At 64.3% G+C, this 20560-nt stretch carries 20 protein-coding genes, 1 tRNA gene and 1 rRNA gene; 12 read left to right on the plus strand and 10 right to left on the minus strand.

The window, feature by feature from the left end:
• Positions 1 to 176 precede the first annotated feature (176 nt).
• Entirely contained in the window at positions 177 to 1019 is an 843-nt protein-coding gene (locus tag EPL01_RS20800) for an ion channel (protein ID WP_281275394.1), read from the plus strand.
• 29 nt (positions 1020 to 1048) lie between these two features.
• Here EPL01_RS20800 and EPL01_RS20805 read toward each other — a convergent pair whose 3' ends face one another.
• The gene (locus tag EPL01_RS20805; RefSeq protein ID WP_135827208.1) at positions 1049 to 1438 is read right to left on the minus strand and encodes a response regulator; all 390 of its coding nucleotides are present in this window, start codon (positions 1436 to 1438) and stop codon (positions 1049 to 1051) included.
• A gap of 152 nt (positions 1439 to 1590) precedes the next feature.
• Between EPL01_RS20805 and EPL01_RS20810 the strand changes: the two genes are divergently transcribed.
• Both EPL01_RS20810 and EPL01_RS20815 read left to right on the plus strand, forming a co-directional pair.
• Entirely contained in the window at positions 1591 to 1872 is a 282-nt protein-coding gene (locus tag EPL01_RS20810; protein ID WP_210424217.1) for a hypothetical protein, read from the plus strand.
• A 226-nt stretch (positions 1873 to 2098) separates the two neighbouring features.
• Positions 2099 to 2440 (plus strand): DUF378 domain-containing protein, encoded by a 342-nt coding sequence (locus EPL01_RS20815; RefSeq protein WP_135827209.1) that lies wholly within the window; start codon positions 2099 to 2101, stop codon positions 2438 to 2440.
• Positions 2441 to 2893: 453 nt separating this feature from the next.
• On the opposite strand, the gene EPL01_RS20820 is transcribed toward EPL01_RS20815, so the two are convergent.
• Positions 2894 to 3529 carry a ribulose-1-phosphate aldolase gene (locus EPL01_RS20820; protein ID WP_135827210.1) on the minus strand — a complete coding sequence of 212 codons (636 nt, stop codon included), beginning with the start codon at positions 3527 to 3529 and terminating at the stop codon, positions 2894 to 2896.
• Positions 3530 to 3691: 162 nt separating this feature from the next.
• Between EPL01_RS20820 and EPL01_RS20825 the strand changes: the two genes are divergently transcribed.
• Both EPL01_RS20825 and EPL01_RS20830 read left to right on the plus strand, forming a co-directional pair.
• Entirely contained in the window at positions 3692 to 5089 is a 1398-nt protein-coding gene (locus tag EPL01_RS20825; RefSeq protein WP_135827211.1) for an MATE family efflux transporter, read from the plus strand.
• 71 nt (positions 5090 to 5160) lie between these two features.
• Positions 5161 to 5721 carry a GNAT family N-acetyltransferase gene (locus EPL01_RS20830; RefSeq protein ID WP_135827212.1) on the plus strand — a complete coding sequence of 187 codons (561 nt, stop codon included), beginning with the start codon at positions 5161 to 5163 and terminating at the stop codon, positions 5719 to 5721.
• Positions 5722 to 5746: 25 nt separating this feature from the next.
• Here the strand turns inward: EPL01_RS20830 and EPL01_RS20835 are convergent, their stop codons facing one another.
• From EPL01_RS20835 to EPL01_RS20845, 3 genes are all read right to left on the minus strand, one after another.
• Positions 5747 to 8101 carry a DEAD/DEAH box helicase gene (locus EPL01_RS20835; RefSeq protein ID WP_135827213.1) on the minus strand — a complete coding sequence of 785 codons (2355 nt, stop codon included), beginning with the start codon at positions 8099 to 8101 and terminating at the stop codon, positions 5747 to 5749.
• Positions 8102 to 8589: 488 nt separating this feature from the next.
• The gene (locus tag EPL01_RS20840; RefSeq protein ID WP_168215972.1) at positions 8590 to 11100 is read right to left on the minus strand and encodes a methyl-accepting chemotaxis protein; all 2511 of its coding nucleotides are present in this window, start codon (positions 11098 to 11100) and stop codon (positions 8590 to 8592) included.
• A gap of 195 nt (positions 11101 to 11295) precedes the next feature.
• Positions 11296 to 11940: an HAD family hydrolase gene (locus EPL01_RS20845; RefSeq protein ID WP_246045825.1), complete on the minus strand. Its 645-nt coding sequence runs from the start codon at positions 11938 to 11940 to the stop codon at positions 11296 to 11298.
• Positions 11941 to 12148: 208 nt separating this feature from the next.
• On the opposite strand from EPL01_RS20845, the gene EPL01_RS21900 reads away from it, so the two are divergent.
• The 5 genes from EPL01_RS21900 to EPL01_RS20865 all read left to right on the plus strand — a co-directional run bounded on the left by EPL01_RS21900 (position 12149) and on the right by EPL01_RS20865 (position 16210).
• Positions 12149 to 12319: a hypothetical protein gene (locus tag EPL01_RS21900; RefSeq protein ID WP_168215973.1), complete on the plus strand. Its 171-nt coding sequence runs from the start codon at positions 12149 to 12151 to the stop codon at positions 12317 to 12319.
• A 132-nt stretch (positions 12320 to 12451) separates the two neighbouring features.
• On the plus strand, positions 12452 to 13219 hold the full coding sequence (locus EPL01_RS20850; protein ID WP_135827216.1) for an endonuclease NucS domain-containing protein: 768 nt from the start codon (positions 12452 to 12454) through the stop codon (positions 13217 to 13219).
• Positions 13220 to 13263: 44 nt separating this feature from the next.
• On the plus strand, positions 13264 to 14328 hold the full coding sequence (gene endA, locus EPL01_RS20855) for a tRNA-intron lyase (protein ID WP_135827217.1): 1065 nt from the start codon (positions 13264 to 13266) through the stop codon (positions 14326 to 14328).
• 13 nt (positions 14329 to 14341) lie between these two features.
• Positions 14342 to 15937 carry a tryptophan--tRNA ligase gene (locus EPL01_RS20860; RefSeq protein ID WP_135827218.1) on the plus strand — a complete coding sequence of 532 codons (1596 nt, stop codon included), beginning with the start codon at positions 14342 to 14344 and terminating at the stop codon, positions 15935 to 15937.
• A gap of 72 nt (positions 15938 to 16009) precedes the next feature.
• Positions 16010 to 16210 carry a DUF8123 family protein gene (locus EPL01_RS20865; protein WP_135827219.1) on the plus strand — a complete coding sequence of 67 codons (201 nt, stop codon included), beginning with the start codon at positions 16010 to 16012 and terminating at the stop codon, positions 16208 to 16210.
• Between the two features lie 151 nt (positions 16211 to 16361).
• On the opposite strand, the gene EPL01_RS20870 is transcribed toward EPL01_RS20865, so the two are convergent.
• Positions 16362 to 17174, minus strand: coding sequence for a hypothetical protein (locus EPL01_RS20870; RefSeq protein ID WP_135827220.1), 813 nt, complete (start codon positions 17172 to 17174; stop codon positions 16362 to 16364).
• Positions 17175 to 17300: 126 nt separating this feature from the next.
• Between EPL01_RS20870 and EPL01_RS20875 the strand changes: the two genes are divergently transcribed.
• Positions 17301 to 18275, plus strand: coding sequence for a Gfo/Idh/MocA family protein (locus EPL01_RS20875; RefSeq protein ID WP_135827221.1), 975 nt, complete (start codon positions 17301 to 17303; stop codon positions 18273 to 18275).
• Positions 18276 to 18279: 4 nt separating this feature from the next.
• Here EPL01_RS20875 and EPL01_RS20880 read toward each other — a convergent pair whose 3' ends face one another.
• The gene (locus EPL01_RS20880) at positions 18280 to 18786 is read right to left on the minus strand and encodes an HNH endonuclease (RefSeq protein WP_135827222.1); all 507 of its coding nucleotides are present in this window, start codon (positions 18784 to 18786) and stop codon (positions 18280 to 18282) included.
• Between the two features lie 67 nt (positions 18787 to 18853).
• Here EPL01_RS20880 and EPL01_RS20885 point away from each other — a divergent pair, with 67 nt between their 5' ends.
• Complete coding sequence (locus tag EPL01_RS20885) at positions 18854 to 19564, plus strand: 5-formyltetrahydrofolate cyclo-ligase (protein WP_135827223.1); 711 nt, start codon at positions 18854 to 18856, stop codon at positions 19562 to 19564.
• A gap of 11 nt (positions 19565 to 19575) precedes the next feature.
• Here the strand turns inward: EPL01_RS20885 and EPL01_RS20890 are convergent, their stop codons facing one another.
• From EPL01_RS20890 to rrf, 3 genes are all read right to left on the minus strand, one after another.
• Complete coding sequence (locus EPL01_RS20890; protein WP_135827224.1) at positions 19576 to 19857, minus strand: hypothetical protein; 282 nt, start codon at positions 19855 to 19857, stop codon at positions 19576 to 19578.
• Positions 19858 to 19997: 140 nt separating this feature from the next.
• A tRNA-Cys gene (locus tag EPL01_RS20895) sits at positions 19998 to 20073 on the minus strand.
• A 219-nt stretch (positions 20074 to 20292) separates the two neighbouring features.
• Positions 20293 to 20414 (minus strand): 5S ribosomal RNA (gene rrf, locus EPL01_RS20900).
• Positions 20415 to 20560: the final 146 nt, after the last annotated feature.

The following is a 20560-nucleotide window of genomic DNA, read 5'->3' on the forward strand; positions in this document are numbered from 1 at the left end:
TCACGCTCCACAAACTCCAAGTCAATCCAGTCACTACAACCGCTGAGGCGGGTGATTTTGGCCATGAATCAGCACAAAATCACTCCCGCCTCATCCTTCACTCTTAACTAAACACGACCACCCATAACCGGATAAGATACATTACGTTTCGAGAAGCTGAGATTGCAAACATAAATCTGAGTAATTCTGTGTTCCAGCGCGGAGATTTTTCTGATGTGAAGGCCCAAAATAGCCAATTTGGACAAACTGATATTTCCGGATCAGATTTCAATAATGGAGAGTTCCAGAAAACAAACTTCACTAATTCTAACGCCCGAGGAGCAACCTTCGACGGCGCAAACCTCGAAGACGCCACCTTCGACGGAACCGAACTTCGTGACGCCAGCCTCAAAAATACCCGCCTCTACCAGACCCTCTTCTCGGACACCCGAATCAACAGCAATACCGATTTCGGCGACAAATCCGCCTACGAGGACCCCGACACCGACCTCGGCGAGAACTACGAAGACACTTCCAGATTCGAGGCCGCGGCGTGGGTCTACCGCCGTCTCCAAGACCTCCACGAGGAGAACGCCATGTCCGAGAAAGCCCGCGAGTACCACATCCGAAAGGAGGAGGCCAAACGCCAAGAATACCGGAAAAACGGCGAGTGGTTCAAGTGGGGCGTCCACACCGCGAACTACCACCTGACAGAACACGGCGAAAACCTCTGGCAGGTCGCCAAGTGGTCGGGTATCACCATCGGCGCTGGCACGGTGTTGTATCCTCTCCTCGGTGGCCTCGCAAACGCCGAGGGGACCCACAACATCTGGTCGCTTTCGGACCCCTCGGCTTGGGACGTGGCCCTGCTCTTTGCCCGAAGCCTCTATTTCAGCACGGTCACGTTCACGACCCTCGGCTACGGCGACTACCACCCGGTTGGTCCGACAGCGAAGGCACTCGCCGGGGTGGAGTCGCTTGCGGGGGCGCTCCTCGTGGCGTTGTTCGTGTTCGTCCTCGGCCGCCGCGTTGCACGCTAAAGCTGGAACCCAGACGCTCTCGTGCGTCCTCACTCCTCGCTCTCTATCACCCGGTCGGACTGTTCTCGCGTTTCCGTCGCTCCTTCGGCGTTCAGGGCGCTCTGGAGTTCGAACAGGACTCGCGTGACTTTCCCCGCGTCGTTCAACCTGTATCGGCGCGGATTCGTGCCAGCGACCTCCTCGACGATGTTGAACCGGAGGAGCGTATCGACGTATTTCCGGACGGACTCACGGCTGACGCCAGCGTGGTCGCCGAGTTCCTTCTTGTTGAACTCGCGGCCGGGCGGGGAATCGAGCAGGGCGTCGATTATCAGCGGTAGCGTCTGGTTGTCGGTCAGTTCCAACCACGCGCTCGGGTCCTCCCGTCGCAGTTGCTTCATGTCGGTCTGTTCGGACCCCGACTCGTCTGTGGGCGGCATCGTTCGTCTCGATGAACGACCCGCTCCCTATAATGTTTTGCGGTAGCGCAAATAGAATTTGGCGCGGTAGCGTATCCGACCCTTTTAATCTCGCAGTGAGTCGAAATAGGTGAAAGGGACACATGGCGACGCAGGAAGCGAGGTGTGCGGTCATGCAGGTACTGATCGCCGACCACGAGTACGGGACTCCACTACCGAAGGAAGAAGTCGTGAGCAGAGCGGCAGTAAAGATGGACGGCGAGGCCAAGACGGCGTTCGATGAACTGAAACAGCAACCGTTCGTCCGGCACAACCGACAGCGCGGCATGATGATAGACAGCAGTCGGTTCGGAGACTTAGCGGACTATCTCTACTACAGGTGTGGTTGGCGACCGTTCGTAATCGAATCTCGACTCAAGCACTACGAAGGGTGGGAAGAACACGACTGGCGGTAGCGGTTGCTCGTCTCCCGCACGCTCCGTGGCGCTGTTCGTGTTCGTCCTCGGCCGTCGCGTCGCACGCTAAGCAATCTCTACAAATATTAAGCAATTGTTTTGATGCCTCTCTTCTCCGGGTTTGACTCTCCGAAACCCAACGGAACGGACCGAAACCAGTCCCCGTCACCCACCCGACGGTGATAAGGCCACAATAACAAAACGTCTCAAACGCCTACCCTAATTCATGAACACCAACGTCTTCGACTGGATCGCCATCATCCTCACCGCCATCGGCGCGGTCACGTGGGGCCTGCTGGGCGTCACCGGCCTCACGGGCGACCCGGTCAACGTCATCGACGTGATTCTCGAACCCATCTTCCGGCCCGGTCCGGCCCAGACCGTCGAGTACCTCATCTACGTCCTCGTCGGCGTGGCAGGCGTCTACCTGCTGTTCACCGGTTACAAGATGGGCCGTGCGAGTCGGCGAGCGAAGCGGGAGCGCCGCAAGCGCGACGCGACGACCGCGACGGACACGACGACGGATTACACGGATACTGACACCGAGAACACGAACACCGAGTCCTAAGCGTTACAGGCGGATTCGGGTTTTCAGCAAGCATCGACCTCTTGCTTGGCGCAACTTCTCAGACAGCAACCGCTCAAAGGGTAAGCGTGATTTTGTCTTCGAAAGCCCCCGCCCGGTCGCGGTCGCTGAGCCGGATATTCGGCGCGCTCTCCGCACCGCCCGCGCGCCGAATAGTGGCCTGCTCAGACGACCACGGGCCTATCGGCCCGCGACCGGGCGGCCCCTTTATCCACCCAACGGTGACTGTTCCAGCGGGTGTTCGCCGGTGGAAAGGGCCACCGAGCGCGGGCCTCACGCCTCCCCAGCCTCTTCCTTCGCTCCCTGCGGTCGCTCAGTCATCCCTCGCGCGGAGCTGGAGCGACACGAGCGTCGCTCCAGCGCGCACCGGAGAGTGGTGCCTCCAGCGCGCGCCGAGGAGTGAAAAGATACGTCGAGCGTCCGATTTCGGACGGGTCAGTCCTCGTCCTGCCCGTACCCCTCGAACTTCTCGGCCACCTCGTTCATCTCCGTGGCGCTGAGTTGCACCGGGCTCCCGATAGCCGTGGCCTGACAGTAGATTTGGGCCGTGTACTCGACGTTGACGGCGGTTTCGAGCGCGGCGTCGGCGTCCTCGCCGGTCGCAAGCAGGCCGTGGTTGGCCAGCAGACAGGCGCTCGCGTCGGCCTCCTCCATCGCCGAGACCGCGTTTTTCGCTAGCTCCTCGGTGCCGTAGGTGGCGTAGTCGGCGACCGGGACCGTCGTCCCGGCGAGCGCGAGCATGTAGTGGACCGGCGGAATCGGTTCGTGCAGAATCGCCAGCGTCGAGGCCCACGGCGAGTGGGTGTGGACGATTGCGCCCGCGTCGAACTCCCGATAGACCGCGGTGTGCATCGGCGTCTCGCTCGACGGCGCGGTCGGTCCCGCGACGCGGTCGCCGTCGAGCGACACCACCGGCACCTCGTCGGCGACGATGCGGTCGTAGGCCACCCCCGTCGGCGTGACCGCGAAGTGGTCGTCGCGGCGGACGCTCAAGTTGCCAGTCCGACCGGGCGTGAGGGCCGCGAGGTCCGGTGCGCGGGTTGCGACGGCCCGACGTTCCGCTCCGAGCATGAATACGTACTAACTGAAGAGAGGTAAGTATTTATTCCCCCGGGCCGCAAGAATGGTAAAGTCGCTACCATTTACCATGGGAGTTCGGACCTCGTTACGACGACGCATCGGAAATTTTATGTCGACTAGCGATATTTTATTACTCCTGCCAACGATATAAATATGGTAGACGTCTCGCGGGAACAGATTACCGACGGTTCGCTGGTTCGTTCTCTGCTCGTCCTCGCAGCCCCGCTAGTCGTCCAAAACCTCGTCCAGGCCGCCCAGCAGATAATCGACACCTTCTGGGTCGGGCAACTGGGCGGCGAGGAGGTCGCGGCCGTCGGACTCAACTTTCCCGTCATCGCGCTCATCTACAGCGCCGTCATGGTGCTGTTCACCGGGACGCAGGTCGTCGTCTCCCAGCGCGCCGGAGCTGACGACCTCGAAGGCGTACGCCGGGCGACTTTCCACGCGCTGACCCTCGCACTCGTCGGCGGAACCGTCCTCGGAGCGGTCGTCTTCCTCGGAGCCGAAACCATCGTCGAGGTCGTGTTGATGAGCGAGGGCGTGACGGCGCTCGCGGCGACGTACCTCGGAACGTACATGCTCGGACTCCCGGCCTCGATGATGAGCGACGCAATCGAAGGCGGGTTCGTCGGGTGGGGCGACTCGCGGGCCGCGATGTACATCAACGTCACCGCGGTCGTCGTCAACGTCGTCCTCGACCCGTTCCTCATCCTCGGATGGGGACCGTTCGACCACATGGGCGTCCGAGGAGCCGCGCTGGCCACCGCAATCGGCTACGTCGCCGGGTTCCTGCTCGCGCTCGCGCTGTTCGTGAAGGGCCGCGACGGGTTCACGCTCACCCGCGAGGCGATCGGCTTCGACGTGAAGGAGTACCGCGAAATCCTCGACATCGGTATCCCGACCGGCGCGCAGACCGCGGCCAGCCAGTCCGCTCGCGTCCTCATCATCTCGCTCGTCTCGGCGGTCGGCGGCGCACCTGCCCTCGCGGCCTACACCCTCGGGGCGCGCATCGCTAGCCTCGTCTTCATTCCGGCGCAGGGCCTCTCGGGCGCGGCCCAGAGCATCGTCGGCCAGAACCTCGGCGCGGGCAACCCGGCCCGCGCTCGGCAGACGACGTGGATAGGCGCGGCCATCGCGGCGGTCGGGTTGACGCTCGTCGGCCTCGTCCAAGGACTCGCGCCCGAGCTGCTGGTCGAGGTGTTCATCCCCGACATGACCGCCGAGGGGACCAGACTCGCGGTCGAGTACCTCCAGATTCTCGTCGTCGGCTACTGGGGTCTCGGCGCGATGTACGTCTTCGACGCCGGATTCAACGGCGCGGGCCGGACCAAGGTCAGCATGGTCGCCGGACTGTTGAAGTACTGGGCGATTCGCCTCCCCGTCGCCGCCGTCGGCGGGATGTGGTTGGGCTACGGCGTCGATGCGGTGTTCTGGGCGGTCACGATTTCCAACGTCGTCGGCGCGGCCGGCGCGGGCCTCTACTACTACTACTCTACCAACGACGGCATGCTGAAGCGCGCCGCCGAGAACGCCGCCACGAGCGCCGACTGAGTGCCCTCCACGAGTGCGAACTGAACAGTCTCAGCGTAGCGTTTAGAACGCCCCGCGACGAAGCGATTGGCATGCCGAGCGTCGAACTCCGCCCCCTGAAACCCTCCGACCGGGCCTACGCCGAGGAGTTGCTCGCCGAGAACGACCTGCCGACCGCGGACCTCGACTTCTCGAGTCTCGGTTCCGAACCGACCTCGCGTCTCGATTCACCCGCTGGCTCGGACCCCGATTCGTCGCCTACCGCCCTGTTCGTCTGCGAATCCGCCGACGGCGAGCGCGTCGGCGTCGGCGGTCTGGAAGTAGGGGACGAGGAGGAAGTTGCGGACAAGGAGGAAGTTGCGAGCGAGGCAGAAACCGAGGACCCAGCGGGACTGCTCCGGTCGGTCGCGGTCGAGGAGTCCGCCCGCGGCGCGGGCTACGGCACCGCCATCTGCGAGCAACTGCTCGACAGAGCGCGGGCCGCCGACCTCGGTGAGGTCTTTCTCCTGACGACGACCGCCGAGGAGTTCTTCGCCGACCTCGGCTTCGAGCGCGTCGAGCGCGAGCAGGTTCCCGACTCGATTCGGGCGAGCGCCGAGTTCAGCGACCTCTGTCCGGACAGCGCGACCTGCATGAGAACGAATCTGAAGTGAAGGAAGATGGACCGACACTAACTGGCTATTCGACCTGCACGGTCCGCGAGTCGGTCGCCGGGAGGAGCGGCAGGTCCGCGAACGCGACTTCCACGACGAACTCCATCTCGTCGTCGGTGCCGCCGAAGACGCCCACCGGGACGGTCTCCTCGCCGTCGAGGTAGGTGGTCGTCTCGGTCATCTCGACGCCGTTGACCGTCACGCGAATCGCGGCCTGCGCGCCCTGCCCCGAGTTTTTCACGGTCACTTCCCGCATGTCGTTTTCGCCCTTCGCAATCGAGTCGGGGAAGTCGCCCCAACTGACCGAGACCCGCGGGAGTTTCCGGGCGCTCTTCAGGACGCGCTCGGCGACGCCCGCAGAGAGGCCCGCGTCCACGAGTCCCGTCTCACCTGCCTCGCGGACCGCCTCCGGGGTGGCGATGTCCTCTTTCGCCAACTTGCTCGCCCGGCCCGACCCCACGCCGTCGATTGCGGTGAGGCCGACCGCGTCGTGGCTGACGCCGTGTTCGATGCGGGCCTCGACGCGGCGGGCGAGGTTGGCGGCCCGCGGTCGGTCGAATCGTTCGAGAAAAGCCCGGAGCGCCGCCAGGAGTCGGAGCGCGTTCTGAGTGATGACCCACGAGTCGCTCCGGAGTTCCGCGGGCGTCGAACCGCTCATGGTCGAGCGCAGGATGGCGAGAATCTTGCGCGCGCCGGGTTCGAGGTCCCCGGCCTCTTGACCGACCAGCACCGAATCGACGGCCTCGCGCTCCGACTGGCGGGCGCTCACGCTGTCGAACTCGGCGGCGTCGGCGACCGTCCGAAGCACGTCCTCGGCCACGATTACCTCTCGGTCGGCGAGGTCGTGGAACTGCTCGGCGGTGTCGAGTCGGAGGTAGAACTTCGAGGCGAGTCGGCCCAGCGGCGTGGCCGAAATACTGAGGTCGTCGCCGATGTCCACGAAGCCCCGGTAGTCGAGTCGTTCGAGCGCCTCTCGGACTCGCGTCCGGAGGTCGGCCTGCAGGTCGTCCAGTCCGTAGGCGTCGGGATTCGACTTGGCCCGGACGTAGTAGAAGGTGGTTTCGAGCCAGTCGATGACGTCCCCGAGGTCCCGGATGGTCCCCATCGCAATCTCGGCGTTGAGGTGCGCATCGAGGTCCTCGGCCAGTCGAGACTCGATTTCCTTGCCCTCCCGGAGGAGTTTGCGGTACTTGTCGGCCTCCGAGTGGTCGCAGACCACCCAGCCGTAGCCCACGTCGTCGTACTCGGGACGCCCGGCCCGACCGAGCATCTGGAGGATGTCGAGGGGACTCATATCGACCTCGCCCTCCAAGGGGTCGTGGAGCTTGGTGTCACGCAACACGACGCATCTGGCGGGCAGGTTGACGCCCCACGCGAGGGTCGAGGTCGAGAAGAGGAGTTCGATTTTACCCTGCTTGAACCACTCCTCGACGTTGTCCTTGTCGCTCTTCGAGAGGCCGGCGTGGTGGAAGGCCACCCCGTCCAGCACCGACTTCCGGAGGGTGTCGTTCTGGAGGTCGCTGGCCTCGTTGTGGAAGTCGTAATCGCCGCGCGCGCCGACCGGCACGTCGCGCTCGGCGAGTTCGTCGCGGGCCTTCTTGGCGGCCTGCACGGTGTCTTGGCGCGAGGAGACGAACACGAGGGCCTGTCCGTCCTCGCGGATGTGGGGTTCGGCGAGGTCCAACGCGCGGTAGAGTCGCCGGTACTTGTCCGCGAAGGAGTTGTCGCCGTGGGTGTAGGTCTTGACGCCCGAGTTGAGTTCCACCGGGCGGTAGTCGTCGCCGAACTCGAAGGTGTTGTCCGGGGGCGCGTCGAGCCAGTCGGCCACGTCGGAGACGTTCGGCATCGTCGCCGAGAGCGCGACCACGCGGGGGTCAGAGAGACGCCGGAGGCGCGAGACCGTGACTTCGAGGACGCTCCCGCGCTTCTCCGAGTCGAGGAGGTGGACCTCGTCGATGACGCAGCAGTCCACCTCGCGGATGAATGCGTAGCGCCGCGAGTCGTGCTTTCGCGTCGCGGAGTCGGTCTTCTCGGGCGTCATCACGAGGATGTCGGCGCGCTCTGCCCGCCGGGGGTTCAGGTCGCGCTCGCCGGTGACGACGTAGACCGAGTATCCCAACTCCTCGAAGCGCTCCCACTCGCTCTCCTTCTCGTTGGTCAGCGCACGCATCGGCGCGATGAACAGCGCGGTCCCGCCCGCTTCGAGCGTCCGGCAGATGGCGAGTTCCGCGAGCGCGGTCTTCCCGCTCGCGGTCGGCGCGCTCGCCACCACGTTCTCCTCGCTTTCGAGGAGGGCGGGCAGCACCTCTCTCTGCATCCGGTTGAACTCCTCGAACGGGAACGCCTCGGCGAACTCTGGAACGACCTCGGCGACTTCCATCGTTCTTCTCACGGAGTCGGGGTCCCAAAGGCGTTTCTCTATTGTCGCGGACAGGTCGGGAGGGCCGTGGCGGTCTTCGATTGAAGCGTTTTGAATCCGACATAGATTCCGGCAACTCGCGGAGGATTACTGGCATCCAAACGGCGGACTGTTTCGCCGGCGCAGTACGAGAGCATCTATTAGAAGGCCGCAACTGGTTAAATGAATTCGATGACGTGTCGTGTGCTACCGACTTCGGACTTGTAGGTGTCGAACGACGGTTGCACGACGGAAAAACCGGCCCGTGATTGGCCTCCCACCCGCTAGCCCACGTCGCTCGCCCCTCAATGTGCAGTTTGAGCAGGCGTGGACGAGGTGCTTTTCACACCTCTGCGAGGTCATCGACCTCTCACGGCGTTATCGGTGTGATACAATTGAATCCCTTACACCTTAAGGCTTAAGGTCAACAACTACGGGACCGAACCCAAAGACGACGAAAGAAGCGGCGGTCAGTCGTCGGTCGCCGCCGTCTGACCGAACTGCATCTCCGACTCCTCGACGTCAGGGGCATCACCGCTGCCGGAGCTTTCGTCCGCGCCGTGAGAGACCTCGAACTGGTCGAGTCGGTCCTTGAGGTCCTCGGCCTGCTCGGAGAGGGTCGCCGAGTTGTCCGAGACCGTGGCGATGGCCGAGACGGCCTGCTCGGACGCCGCCGCGACGTTCTGGGCCTCGGCGGTGGTCTCCTCGCTGGTGTTGGCGACCTCGTCGAGCATGGCGACCGCCTCCTCGGTCGAGGCGGCCTGGTCGTCGGTCGCGTCGCTGATGGACTGGATGCCGTCGTCGGCCTCCTCTACGTACTCGACCACTTCGTCCAGCGAGTCGAGCGCCGACTCGATGGTGTCCATCCCCGACGAGAGTCGGTCCTGCATCTCGGCGACGTCCTCGACCGTGTTTCGGGTCGAAGACTGGACGGTGTCGATGAGGCCCTCGATTTCGTCGGTCGCGTCGGCGGTCTCCTCGGCCAGCGTCTTGATTTCGTCGGCCACGACCGCAAAGCCCTCTCCGGCCTCGCCAGCGCGGGCGGCCTCGATGGAGGCGTTGAGCGCCAGCAGGTTGGTCTGCTCGGCGATGTCGTCGATGAGGCCGACGATTTCGCCGATGGCGGCCATCTCGTCGTCCAAGGATTCGACTTCCTCCATCGCGCCGTCGGCGGTCTCTTCGATGCGGTCGAGCTCCTCCAGCGCGACCGCGGCGTGTTCGCTCCCGGTCTCGCCCACGTCGGCGGCCTTCTCGGACACGTCCGCGACCTCGCTGGCCGAGGAGGCGATTTCCTCGATGGTGGCCGAGAGGCTGTTCATCTCGCCCGAGACCTCCTGTAGGTTCTCGTTCTGGCGCGCGGCACCCTCGGAGATGTCCTGTATCGACTGGCTGACCTCCTCGCTGGTGCGCTCGACCTCGTCGGCGCTCGACGTGACCTCCTCGCTCGCGGCGTCGACTCGCTCGGCGAACTGCTGGATTTCGACCACGGTCGATTCGAGGTCCGCCATCATCTCGTTGAACGCCGCGCCGATTTCGGCCATCGCCTCGCTCCGACTCTCGGTGTCCATCCGGCGAGTGAGGTCGCCGTCGGCCGCGGCGGACATCACGTCGCTGTAGTCGTCGGCCTTCGACTCGATTGCCGACGAGAGGGCCTCTGCCTCGCGCTTGGCGTCTTCGGCCTCCTGTTTGGCCTCCCGGGCTCGCTCGCGTTCGGTCTCGGCCTGCTCTTTGGCGTCTTCGGCTCGTTCCTTGGCGTCTTGTGCGTCGTCGAGCGCGGTGACGACGTTCTGTTTCATCGTGGCGATAGAGTCGGTGAGTTTCTCGATTTCGGCGCTGAACTCCGAGCGCCGGATGTCGTGTTCGAGGTCGCCGTCGGCGACTTTGGCGGCGTCCTCGGCGACCCGGTCTATCGGCCCGGTGATGCGCCGCGACATGAAGACGCCGACGCCGACCACGAGGAGCGCCGCGACGCCAGCGATGAGGAGACTCGTGCGTCTGATGGCGCGCTGGGCGGCGTTCATCTCGGCCGAGGCGACCGCGGTGACGGCGTAGTACTCCCGGCCGCTGGCGAGTTCGACGCGCTGGTACTCGCCGTGCCACTTGCGACCGTCGTCTCGGAAGGTGAGACTCCCGTTGTCGCCCGAGAGCTGGTCGGCGGAGATAGCGAGATTGCCCGCGGCGGAGGTGTTGAACTCCAGTTCGGGGTGATGGCCGTTAGCCACGTACGCCGCGCCGACGGTCTCGCCCTCGGCATTCTGATACGCGGGGTCGATTAACATTCCGTAGCCGGTGTCGCCGAGTTGGATGTCCCTGACGGGACCGGTAATCTGGGTCGCCTCGTAGTTGATGATGACGAGACCGACGCGCTCGCCGTCCACGACGATGGGCATCGCGTAGCGAATCGCTGGCGAGTCGGTCGCCCGCGCGATGTTGATAGCAGAGACGTAGACCTCGTCGTAGCCGACCGTCTCGCGCTCGACGACATCCTCGAACCAGCCCTTGTCGCCTTTGTAGTCGCCCGCGTCCTCCTCGCCGAGTTTGTACCCCGAGAGGACGTTCCCGTCCCGCCAGAAGACCCGAATCATGTCGATGCTCGGGTTGTCGGCCGCGACCTGTGCGAAGTACGACTGGGTTCGCTGGTACGTCGGGTCCTCGCCCAGGAGCTTCGGATACGCGGTCCCCCGCTCGTAGGATTTCGCGGCGTCGCCGAGCGACTCGTTTTCGTACCGCTTGCGGACCAGTTCCCGGACCGCGGGATGTTGCCTGACGAGACGCACCTGCTTCTTGTAGAACTGCGAGCGCGTCTTGGCGTTCTGTGCGACGCTCTCGACTTCCGCCGCCTGCCGGGCCGAGGACTTGTGGTCCAAGGTCTCGTCGGCCTGCGACAGCGAGACGTACGTCGTCGCCCCGAGCGGAGCGAGACTGCAGACCAGAATCACGGCGACGATTTTGAAGTCGAGAGTATTACGAATAGCAGACACTTTTCCCCTCATCGTATCACATTCTGCTGTTCCGACACCATCACAGACGCAGGAATGAACTTATGTTTTATATAATTTCCTTTAATTATGGATTTAGAGAATTGGGGCGACTGTCCACGTTAAAGCGAAGCAAAAGTCACAGCCGAAACACTGCTGTCTCGCTGAAGCACACTGGGCGGCGTGCCGACGACCCGACTACTCCAGCAGAATCGTCCGCAGTTCCTCGGGCGATTCGGCCACCGCGTCGGCCGCCGAGAGGTCCAGTTCGTCGTCGGACTCGTTTCGGAAGCCCACCGCCTGCATCCCGGCGCGCTTGGCCGACTCGACGCCGTTCGCGGAGTCCTCGACCGCGACGCACTCCTCCGGGGCGACCCCGACCTGCTCGGCGGCGTACTCGTACACGTCGGGTTCGGGCTTGCCCTTACCGTCTATCTCCTCGGCGCTGACGACTCGGTCGAACGCCTCGCGGAGGTCGAACCGGTCGAGCATCCGATTTATCCAGTCGTGGGGCGACGACGAGACCAGCGCGACGGTCCGGCCCGATTCGCGCAGCTCGGTCACGAGGTCCCGGAACCCCTCCTGCAAGTCCACCTTCTCGCCGTAGATGTCGCGGGCGGCCTCCTCGTACCGTTTCACGAACTCGTCCTTGCTGGCGGTCATCTCGTTGCGCTCTTCGAGGTAGTCGTAGATTTCCCGAAAGTTCATCCCGGTCGTCTCGGAGGTGTCGGCCGACCCCTCGACCGCCGAGGGGAGAATCTCTTCCTCCTCGATTTCGACCCAGTAGCGTTCGGAGTTCACGATGACGCCGTCCATGTCGAACAGCACAGCCTTCGATTGCACAGACGAAACGAGGAGACGAATCGAAATAGTCCCTCCGGCGACTCGACCCGAATTTCTGCGTCGGGTCTCGCCCCGACGCAATCGGTCGTTTCTCGCGCCGATGGAGCATTGCCGGGCGGTAATCCGCGTTGCCGACGCGAACCGGACAGTTGTTCGCGTGAACGACAGTCTCGGTTTATTCCGGTCGTGGTCGTCGTTCGGGCGAAGCATGACGGACGGTTCATCGCGTACGAGTCGCAGAACCGTACTGACGGGCGTCGCGGCCGCGCTGGCGACTGCCAGCGTCGCAGGTGCCCAAGAGACGACGACCGCGGGCGGTGAAACCACGACCGGGAGGGGTGAGACGACGACCGAGACGGGTGGAACGACGACGGGTTAGTCAGTTACGAGCAACAATTACAACCCCTTCAAAAATGTTTTTAATGTTTTAGGCAATATAGATATTTCCAAAGGAATCCCCGATTCTCGGCCACACCAGAGTTTAAGTCCGAAAACGGGACGAACCCTCGCCGTGACTCGACCCGTTCGCGTCTACGCCGGAGAGTGTACCGTCACCTACAGCGGAAACAGCGAACTGCGCACCCAGCGCGGCCGCGTCGTCGTCGTCCACAAGCCCGACGACACCGTCCTCGTCCACGACGCCGAGGGCTACCAGCCGGTCGCGTGGCTCACCCGAGCGAGCGCGGTCCACCTCGAACAGACCGAGGAGGGCGCGTTCGCGCTCGTCGCGGTGGACGACGGCGAACAGCTACGGGTCGAGAGCGAGGGCGACTCCTCGCGCGCCAGCCACGCCGCGACCCCGGCGGGCACGCCGGTCGGCACCTGTCCCGACTGCGAGGGGAGTCTGGTGCGCGCTCGCGGGGCAGTCACCTGTCTCGACTGCCGGGCCGAGTACGGCCTGCCGCGGGACGCCGCGATGGCCGACTCGACCTGCGACTGCGGCCTGCCCCGGATGGCAGTCGTCCGAGGAGCGCGCTTCGAGATTTGCGTGGACCGCGACTGCGAGGGCTTGGACGCCGCGGTCCGCGAGCGATTCGACCGCGAGTGGTCGTGTCCCGACTGCGATGGCGACCTGCGGGTCGTCCGCGAGCGCACCCTGTTTCTGCGGTGCGAGAGTCATCCCGACTGCGACGAGACGTTCGCGCTCCCCCGCGAGGAAGTCGCCGGGACCTGCGACTGCGGCCTGCCCCGCGTTCAGGCGACCGCCAGAGGAGACAACACTTGCTGTCTCGACTCGGACTGCGCGGAGGACGAGACGACGCCGGAGGCGGGGAGATAGGCCGAACCGGAAGCCGTTTGACGCCCCGAACCGGAACGACGGGCATGGACGGACGCCTGCGAGACGACGAGGTGGTGGTCGGCGGCGACGCCCGCCAGCGCTACTACGACTCCAGCGGCTACGGCAGGCCCCTCGGCGGACAGGAGATCGCGCTGTCGCGGGTCGAGGCCGCCTACCTGCTGTTCAAGGGCGACTTGGATTCGGTCGGCGGAATGGGCTTCCGCGAGTTCCTCGCCGACGCGGGCGACGAGATTACCACCCGGTTTCTGGTCTACGCCGACCTGCGCGACCGGGGGTTCTACCTCTCTCCCGCCCGCGACGGCTGGGTGAACGCGCCGCGCTCGACCTCCGACTTCGTGGTCTACCCGCGGGGGAAGGGACCGTGGGACGACGCGGTCCTCTACCGGGTCCGGGTCGTCGGCGAGCGCGCCGACGTGCCCGCCGAACAGTTGGGCGACGTGGTGCTGGCGGTCGTGGACGAGGAGAGCGAAATCACCTACCTCGAAACCGACCGGGCCGACCTCCGGGGAAGTTCCGGCACCGACCTCCCGCGGGGCGTCCCGGCGGACCTGCTGGACGACCGCGTGCTGGTCTGGGACCCGCCGGAAATTCTGCACCAGCGGGGCTTCTACGGTCAGTCGCTCTCGGAGCGCGACGGCGGTCGGAACCGACCGAGCGCGCTCCAGTTGTCGCTGGTCGAGGCGGCCTATCTCGCCGACGAGGGCGTCCTCTCGTTGGACGGCGGTACTGATGTCGATGACGAAGACGACGCGGCGGCGGTCCGCGAGCGGGGTCGGACAGTCGAGGGCCAGCGGTTCGACCGGCGACTCCGGGTCTACCGGGCGCTCCGCGAACGCGGGGTCGTCCCGAAGACCGGATTCAAGTTCGGGTCCGACTTCCGGACCTACGCCGACGTGGAGTCGGTCGAGGACTTGGGCCACTCGGAGTGTCTGGTCCGGGTGCTGCCGACCGACCACGTCTTCTCGCCGCGGGACCTCGCGCTCGACGTGCGATTGGCGCACGGGGTCCGAAAGCGGATGATTTTTGCGCTCGTAGGCCCCAACGAAGAGATAACCGATTGGATTTCCGTGGGCCGACTCACGCCATGACACGAGTGAGACCATGACACGAGACACCAGCGACCGCGAGGACGAGGCGGACAGCACCGAGCGGGCGGTTCCGGACGGCGGGACCGCCGCGGAAGACGGCGCAGACGACGTGGCGCTCGACCCGTGGGGGTCGGCGACTATCGCCGACTACCGGAAGCTGTTCGAGGAGTTCGGCATCGAGGAGTTCGACGAGGTGCTTCCCGAAGTGCCGGACCCCCACTACCTGATGCGCCGGGGCGTCATCTTCGGTCATCGGGACTATCGGCGGGTGGCCGACGCGATGGTCAACGGCGAACCCTTCGCGGCGCTCTCGGGGTTCATGCCGACCGGCGACCCCCACATCGGGCACAAGCTGGTGTTCGACGAGATCATCTGGCACCAACAGCAGGGCGGCGACGCCTACGCGCTCATCGCGGACCTCGAAGCCCACAGCGCCCGCGGGATGACGTGGGACGAAATCGACACCCACGCGCGGGACTACCTGCTCTCGCTGCTGGCGCTCGGGTTCGACCCCGAGGAGGGCACCCTCTACCGGCAGTCGGGCGACCGCGACGTGCAGGACTTGGCCTTCGAGTTGGGGTCGGAAGCGAACTTCTCGGAACTGGAGAACATCTACGGCTTCTCGGGCGAGACCAGCGTCTCGCACATGCAGAGCGTCGTGACCCAGATGGCCGACATTCTCTATCCCCAGTTGGACGAACCCAAGCCCACGGTCATCCCGGTCGGTCCCGACCAGGACCCCCACGTCAGGCTGGCGCGCGACCTCGCGGCCCGGATGGGCTACTTCGGCGTCACGAAGGCCTACGCGAGTTTCGAGGCCGACGAGGAGGAACGGGAGTTGCTGGCGGCGGCCTACGCCGCGCTCTCGGACGAAGCCGAGGCAGCGGGCGACGGCGAACCGGTCCGGTGCGAGGACGCCGCCGACTGGATAGCCGACGAGATGGCCCCCGACGACGCCCGCGACAGCGTGGTCTCGAAATTGCGGGAAGCGGGCAAGGAACCCCTCCGACCCCGCGTTCGGTTCCTCGACCGGAACGCGACCGAGGAGGCCTTCGAGGCGCTCATCGGGGCAGTCGAGGGCGAGAAGCGCGTCTTCGAGGAACACATCGACTCCTTCGACCTCTCGCGGGAGGAGGCCGAACAGTTGGCCCGCGAAGTCGAACTCGACCACGGCGGCTACGGCTTCGTCGCGCCCTCCTCTATCTACCACCGGTTCATGACCGGCCTGACCGGCGGGAAGATGTCCTCGTCGGTCCCGGCGAGTCACATCAGCCTGCTGGACGACCCCGAAGACGGCTACGACAAGGTGAAGGCCGCGACCACGGGCGGCCGGGAGACCGCCGAGAAACAGCGCGAACTCGGCGGGAAGGCCGACGAGTGTCCGGTCTACGAACTCTACGCCTACCTGCTGACGGGCGACGACGACGAGTTCGCCAAGGAGGTCTACGACGAGTGCGTCGGCGGCGAGCGCCTCTGCGGCGACTGCAAGGAGCAGGCCGCCCAACTGATGCAGGAGTTCCTCGAAGAGCATCAGGAAAAGCGCGAGGAAGTCGAGGACCTGCTGGAGCAGGCCGACATCGAGTTGGACAGCCAGCGCAAGCGGAGCTAGGCAATCGCTTTTCGTCGGCGGCCTTCGGTCGCTTCAACAACAGTTATCCCGCCGGACGGGCAGAACTGAACCATGGCCACCGCAACTGCGGACAGACTCGAACCGCTCGGAATCGGCGTCGGCGTGCTACTGGTCCTCATCGGCGTCATGACGGTCGTCGGGACGCCGTGGGCGTACAAGTCCGGCGGCGCGCTCCTGATGGTCGGACAGGCGCTCGGCGCAATCGCCGCCATCGCGGTCGGCGCGGGACTGGCGTGGCTCGCCCGGAAGTGAGTATCTCTTTCTTTAGGAATCGAAGCTGTTTGTTTCGAAAATAAATAGCTAGTTTTGTGCGGAGCGACGACGGACAAAGCCCGACGTAACGGCGCGAAGCGGCGCGGAAAATTGGAGCGACTGAATGGAGCGGCGGAACGGCGGAACCGCGTTACTTGTTCGGCAGGAAGGCCAGACCCAACAGCAGGGCGACCGTGAGGCCACTCAGGATGACGATGCCCCACAGGCCCGCCATGCGCTCGTTGAAGTCATCCTGCGCGTTGACCTGCGACTGGTACTCGCCGGGGTTCGGCGAGAGTTGGACGACGCCGTCCTGTCCGCTCGGGAAGTGCGCGAGGAACGTCCGGTTGTTCCCCTCGGGACCGAGCGTCACGTTGCCGCCCTCCGAGAGCGAGGTCTCGAGCGTCCGCGGCGCGGTCCACGAGAGCGTGGCCTCGTCGGCCGTGATGTTGCTCACCGTGGTCTGGTTGCCCTCGAACTGGTAGTTGTCGCCCTCGGCGACCTGCTCGGTCGCGGGTTCGCCGAACTGCTGGCGCTTGTACTCCTCGACGGTCACCAGCGACTTGTTACCGCCGTCGTCCACGACGACGTATTCCGTCTCGTTCTGCGTGACCGTGGTGACGTTCTCGCTCAGGTCGAACTCCTGGCGGAGGGTGAACTGTCCGGGGTCGGACTCGTTGGGGATGAGGACCCGGAACGTGGAGTTGTCTCGCTGAATCGTCGAGTTGTTCGCCAGCGTGGCGGTGTAGCGCGCCGACTCGTTGACTCGCGTCAGCGTTCCCTCTCCGTCGCCGACCGACGCGACCGTGTACTCCATGCCGTTGACGGTCAGCGTGTCGTTTTCGGCGTACGTGTCCCCTTGGAGGTCGATGCCCGGCTCTTGGGCCACACCGATGAGCGAGTAGGACCCAGCGGCGATTACGAGGAAGAGGACGGCGTACACCGTCGCGGCTCGTCGTTGCATGTTCGGAACGTTTCGACGCGTGCCGTTTAATAATTGCTTTTTGCCGGTAGGGGGACGGGGGCGTTCGAGCGGGACTCGGGACGACCGGACGAAGTGATTTTCCGACGGGCGCACGACGTGTGGGACATGAACTTCGGGATTCTCAGCACCGCCAACATCGGGCGCGCGGCCGTCGTCCCCGCAATCGAAGCCACCGACCACGAACTCCTCGCGGTCGCCTCCCGCGACGGCGAGCGCGCCGAGGAGTTCGCCGACGAGTTCGGGATTCCGCGAGCGTACGGCACCTACGGCGAGCTTTTAGCGGACGAGGACCTCGACGCCGTGTACAACCCCCTGCCGAACGCACTCCACGCCGAGTGGACCAGACGCGCCGCCGACGCCGGACTCCACGTCCTCTGCGAGAAACCGCTCGCGGTCGACGCCGAGGAGGCCTGCGGACTCGGCGACTACTGCACCGAGCGCGGCGTCACGCTGATGGAGGCGTTCATGTATCGCTACCACCCCAGAACCGAGCGCGCCGCCGAAATCGCCCACGAGGAACTGGGCGAGATTCGCTCGGTGAAATCGACCTTCCAGTTCCCGATGGACGACCCCGAGAACGTCCGACTCGACCCCGACCTCGCTGGCGGGAGCCTGATGGACGTGGGCTGTTACGCGGTCAACGCCGCGCGGCTCTTTCTGGGCGAACCGGACCGGGCCTACGCGACGACCCACGACGCGGGCGACCACGGCGTCGATACGAAGTTGGCGGGTCTCCTCGAATACGAGGGCGGGGCGACTGCCGAGGTCTCCTGTGGGTTCGAGACCACAGACACGCAGTGCTACCGCGTGGAGGCCGAAGACGGCTGGCTGGAGGCCCGCGAAGCGTTCGTCCCGCGCGGCGAGGGCGGCGTCGAACTGGAGTACGAGGTCGAGGGCCGCCGCGCGGTCGAGGCGTTCGAGCCGACCGACCAGTACCGACTGGAGGTCGAACACTTCGCCGAGTGCATCGAGTCGGGCGACGCTCCTCGGACCGACGCCGACGAGGCGGTCCGGAACATGGCGGTCATCGACGCGCTGTACGAGAGCGCGGAAGAAGGGGACGTGGTTTCGATTGAGTAGCGACCTATCGCAGCTCTTCTTTCCATTCTGCGCTCAATTCTTTGTACCGTTTTTCCGCTCGATAAGTGGAAAACGCACCTACTCTCGTTTGATTGGGAATAACTGGTTCTGTAGGGAAGAGGGAAGGAGTATATCTCCAGACGTCATCAACAACCTCTGAAATCCGGTCGACAAGTTCGTTTGCTTTCTCCAAGTCTGCATCCTCTGGTGTCGGGCCAAGCAGTTCTATGAACTCATCATAAGAAATAGTAATCGAAGAATCTTTTCTGGCTGTTGCTGACGGAGCCATCTTTCCAGAGTTATGAACTGCCAAGTGACATTCTTCGCATAGAGTCACCAAATTCTCTAAATCGTGGGTTCCACCTCTACTCTTGGGAACGACATGATGAGCGTGAAGTTTTGTATCGCCGTGAGGACTACCTTCCAACTTACAGTTCTGGCAGGTATAATCGTCTCGTAGGTATGCAGTCTTTCGAATATCATCCCAGTTAGGAGGATACTCGATTCCCATTCATGTCTGTTTAACACAACTAGCTACTTAACAAATGTGATGAACAAATAACTCCAGAATACGATTCATGACCAAACAAGACCTCCGCGAGCGAATCTGGGACCGCCTCGAAGACGAGGGCATCGCGCGCTTCCCCTTCCCGCCCCACGACCGCATCCCGAACTTCGCGGGCGCGGCGGACGCCGCCGACCGGTTGGCCGAGACCGAGGAGTGGGCCTCCGCCGAGGCTGTCAAGGCGAATCCCGACGCGCCCCAGTTGCCGGTCCGGCGGCGCGCGCTCCGCGAGGGCAAGACCGTCTACATGGCGGTCCCGCGGCTTCGAGACGAGAAGCCCTTCTACGAACTCGACCCCGACGAGATTCCCCCGGGCGAGTACGACAGCGCGCCGACCATCTCGCACGTCGAGGAGTACGCCCGGCAAGTCGGCCCCGAGGAAGTGGCCGCCATCGACCTCGTGGTCTCGGGAAGCGTCGCGGTCACGAGCGAAGGAGCGAGGGTCGGCAAGGGCGAAGGGTACAGCGACCTCGAATACGCGGTCCTCCGAGAGTTGGGACTGGTCGGCGACGAGACGCCGGTTGCGACGACGGTCCACGACGCGCAGGTGGTCGAGCAAGCGGTCGAAGTCGAGGCCCACGACGTGCCGATGGACCTCGTGGTGACGCCGACCGAGACGATTCGGACCCAGACGGCGTTCGAGCGCCCGGCGGGCGTATTCTGGGACGAACTGTCCGACGAGCGAATCGCTGAGATTCCGGTGTTGGAAGCGCGGCAGCCCTGAAAAGAGGCGTCTCAGAGCGAAGACGTCTCCAGCGTTCCGTCGTCGGCGACCGTAATCTCGTACTCGGTTCCGTTCGAACTCGTCAGGACGAGGCCCTTCCCGGCGGGATTCGGCCGGTTCGCCATCGTCCGGACGCGAGTCGCGGAACTGATGTCCCACGCGGCCCCGTCCGTAGAAGCCACGTTTCCGACCCAGCGGTTGTCGGTTCCGGGGTCGATGTCACCGCCACACCCGGCGATGCCGGTCAGACCAGCAACTGAAAGACACCGAAGGAGCGACCATCGGTCGAGCATGCTTCTAGATTATTACTTACATTAAACTAAATTCAATATAAGTAAGCTCGAGCACGAGACGTATTGCACATTTTATCGAATCGGGCGCTCGGTGACGTTTCTCGAAGACGCGCACCGCTCACCAGTCGAATACGGAAAGAAGCCAAGGGCCGGATTTGAACCGGCGGTAGGCGGCTCTGCAGGCCGCTGCGTTCGGCCGGACTCTGCCACCTTGGCGCTATCTTCTGCTATAGGCTCGTCGCGCTTAAATATAGCGGTCTACGGCGGTTATCGCCGTCGCTCCCCGCTCGGTACTCGCAGCTGATGACTGTGTTGAGGGGGTTCGCATCGCTCCTCGGTCAGTCGTCGCCGAGACTGTCTCGTGGTGGTCGGGGTGGGACTGGTTCGAAATGAAGAAACCCCCATCGCCGGGTGTGGCGATGGGGGTTGTATGAGTGGAGGCGGCGAATCGGATTTCCCAGAGGCTCGCGCACTCCAGTACTCGCCGAAACGCAGGCAGGCTTAACTTCCGTGTTCGGGATGGGTACGGGTGTCACCCTGCCGCTCTGGCCGCCTTAACGCCGACCCACGGACTCGAACCGTGGTCTCATCCAATGTCGGTGGTTCGATTTCGACCGTAGTGTACGTGCAATCCAGTTTGCGCCTGGATCCGAATGTGTGTGTTCGGATCAGTGCAGAGAGTTGCAACACTCGATACCGTATG

The organism is Halorussus ruber, from assembly GCF_004765785.1.
In the GTDB taxonomy this organism is placed as follows: Archaea; Halobacteriota; Halobacteria; order Halobacteriales; family Haladaptataceae; genus Halorussus; species Halorussus ruber.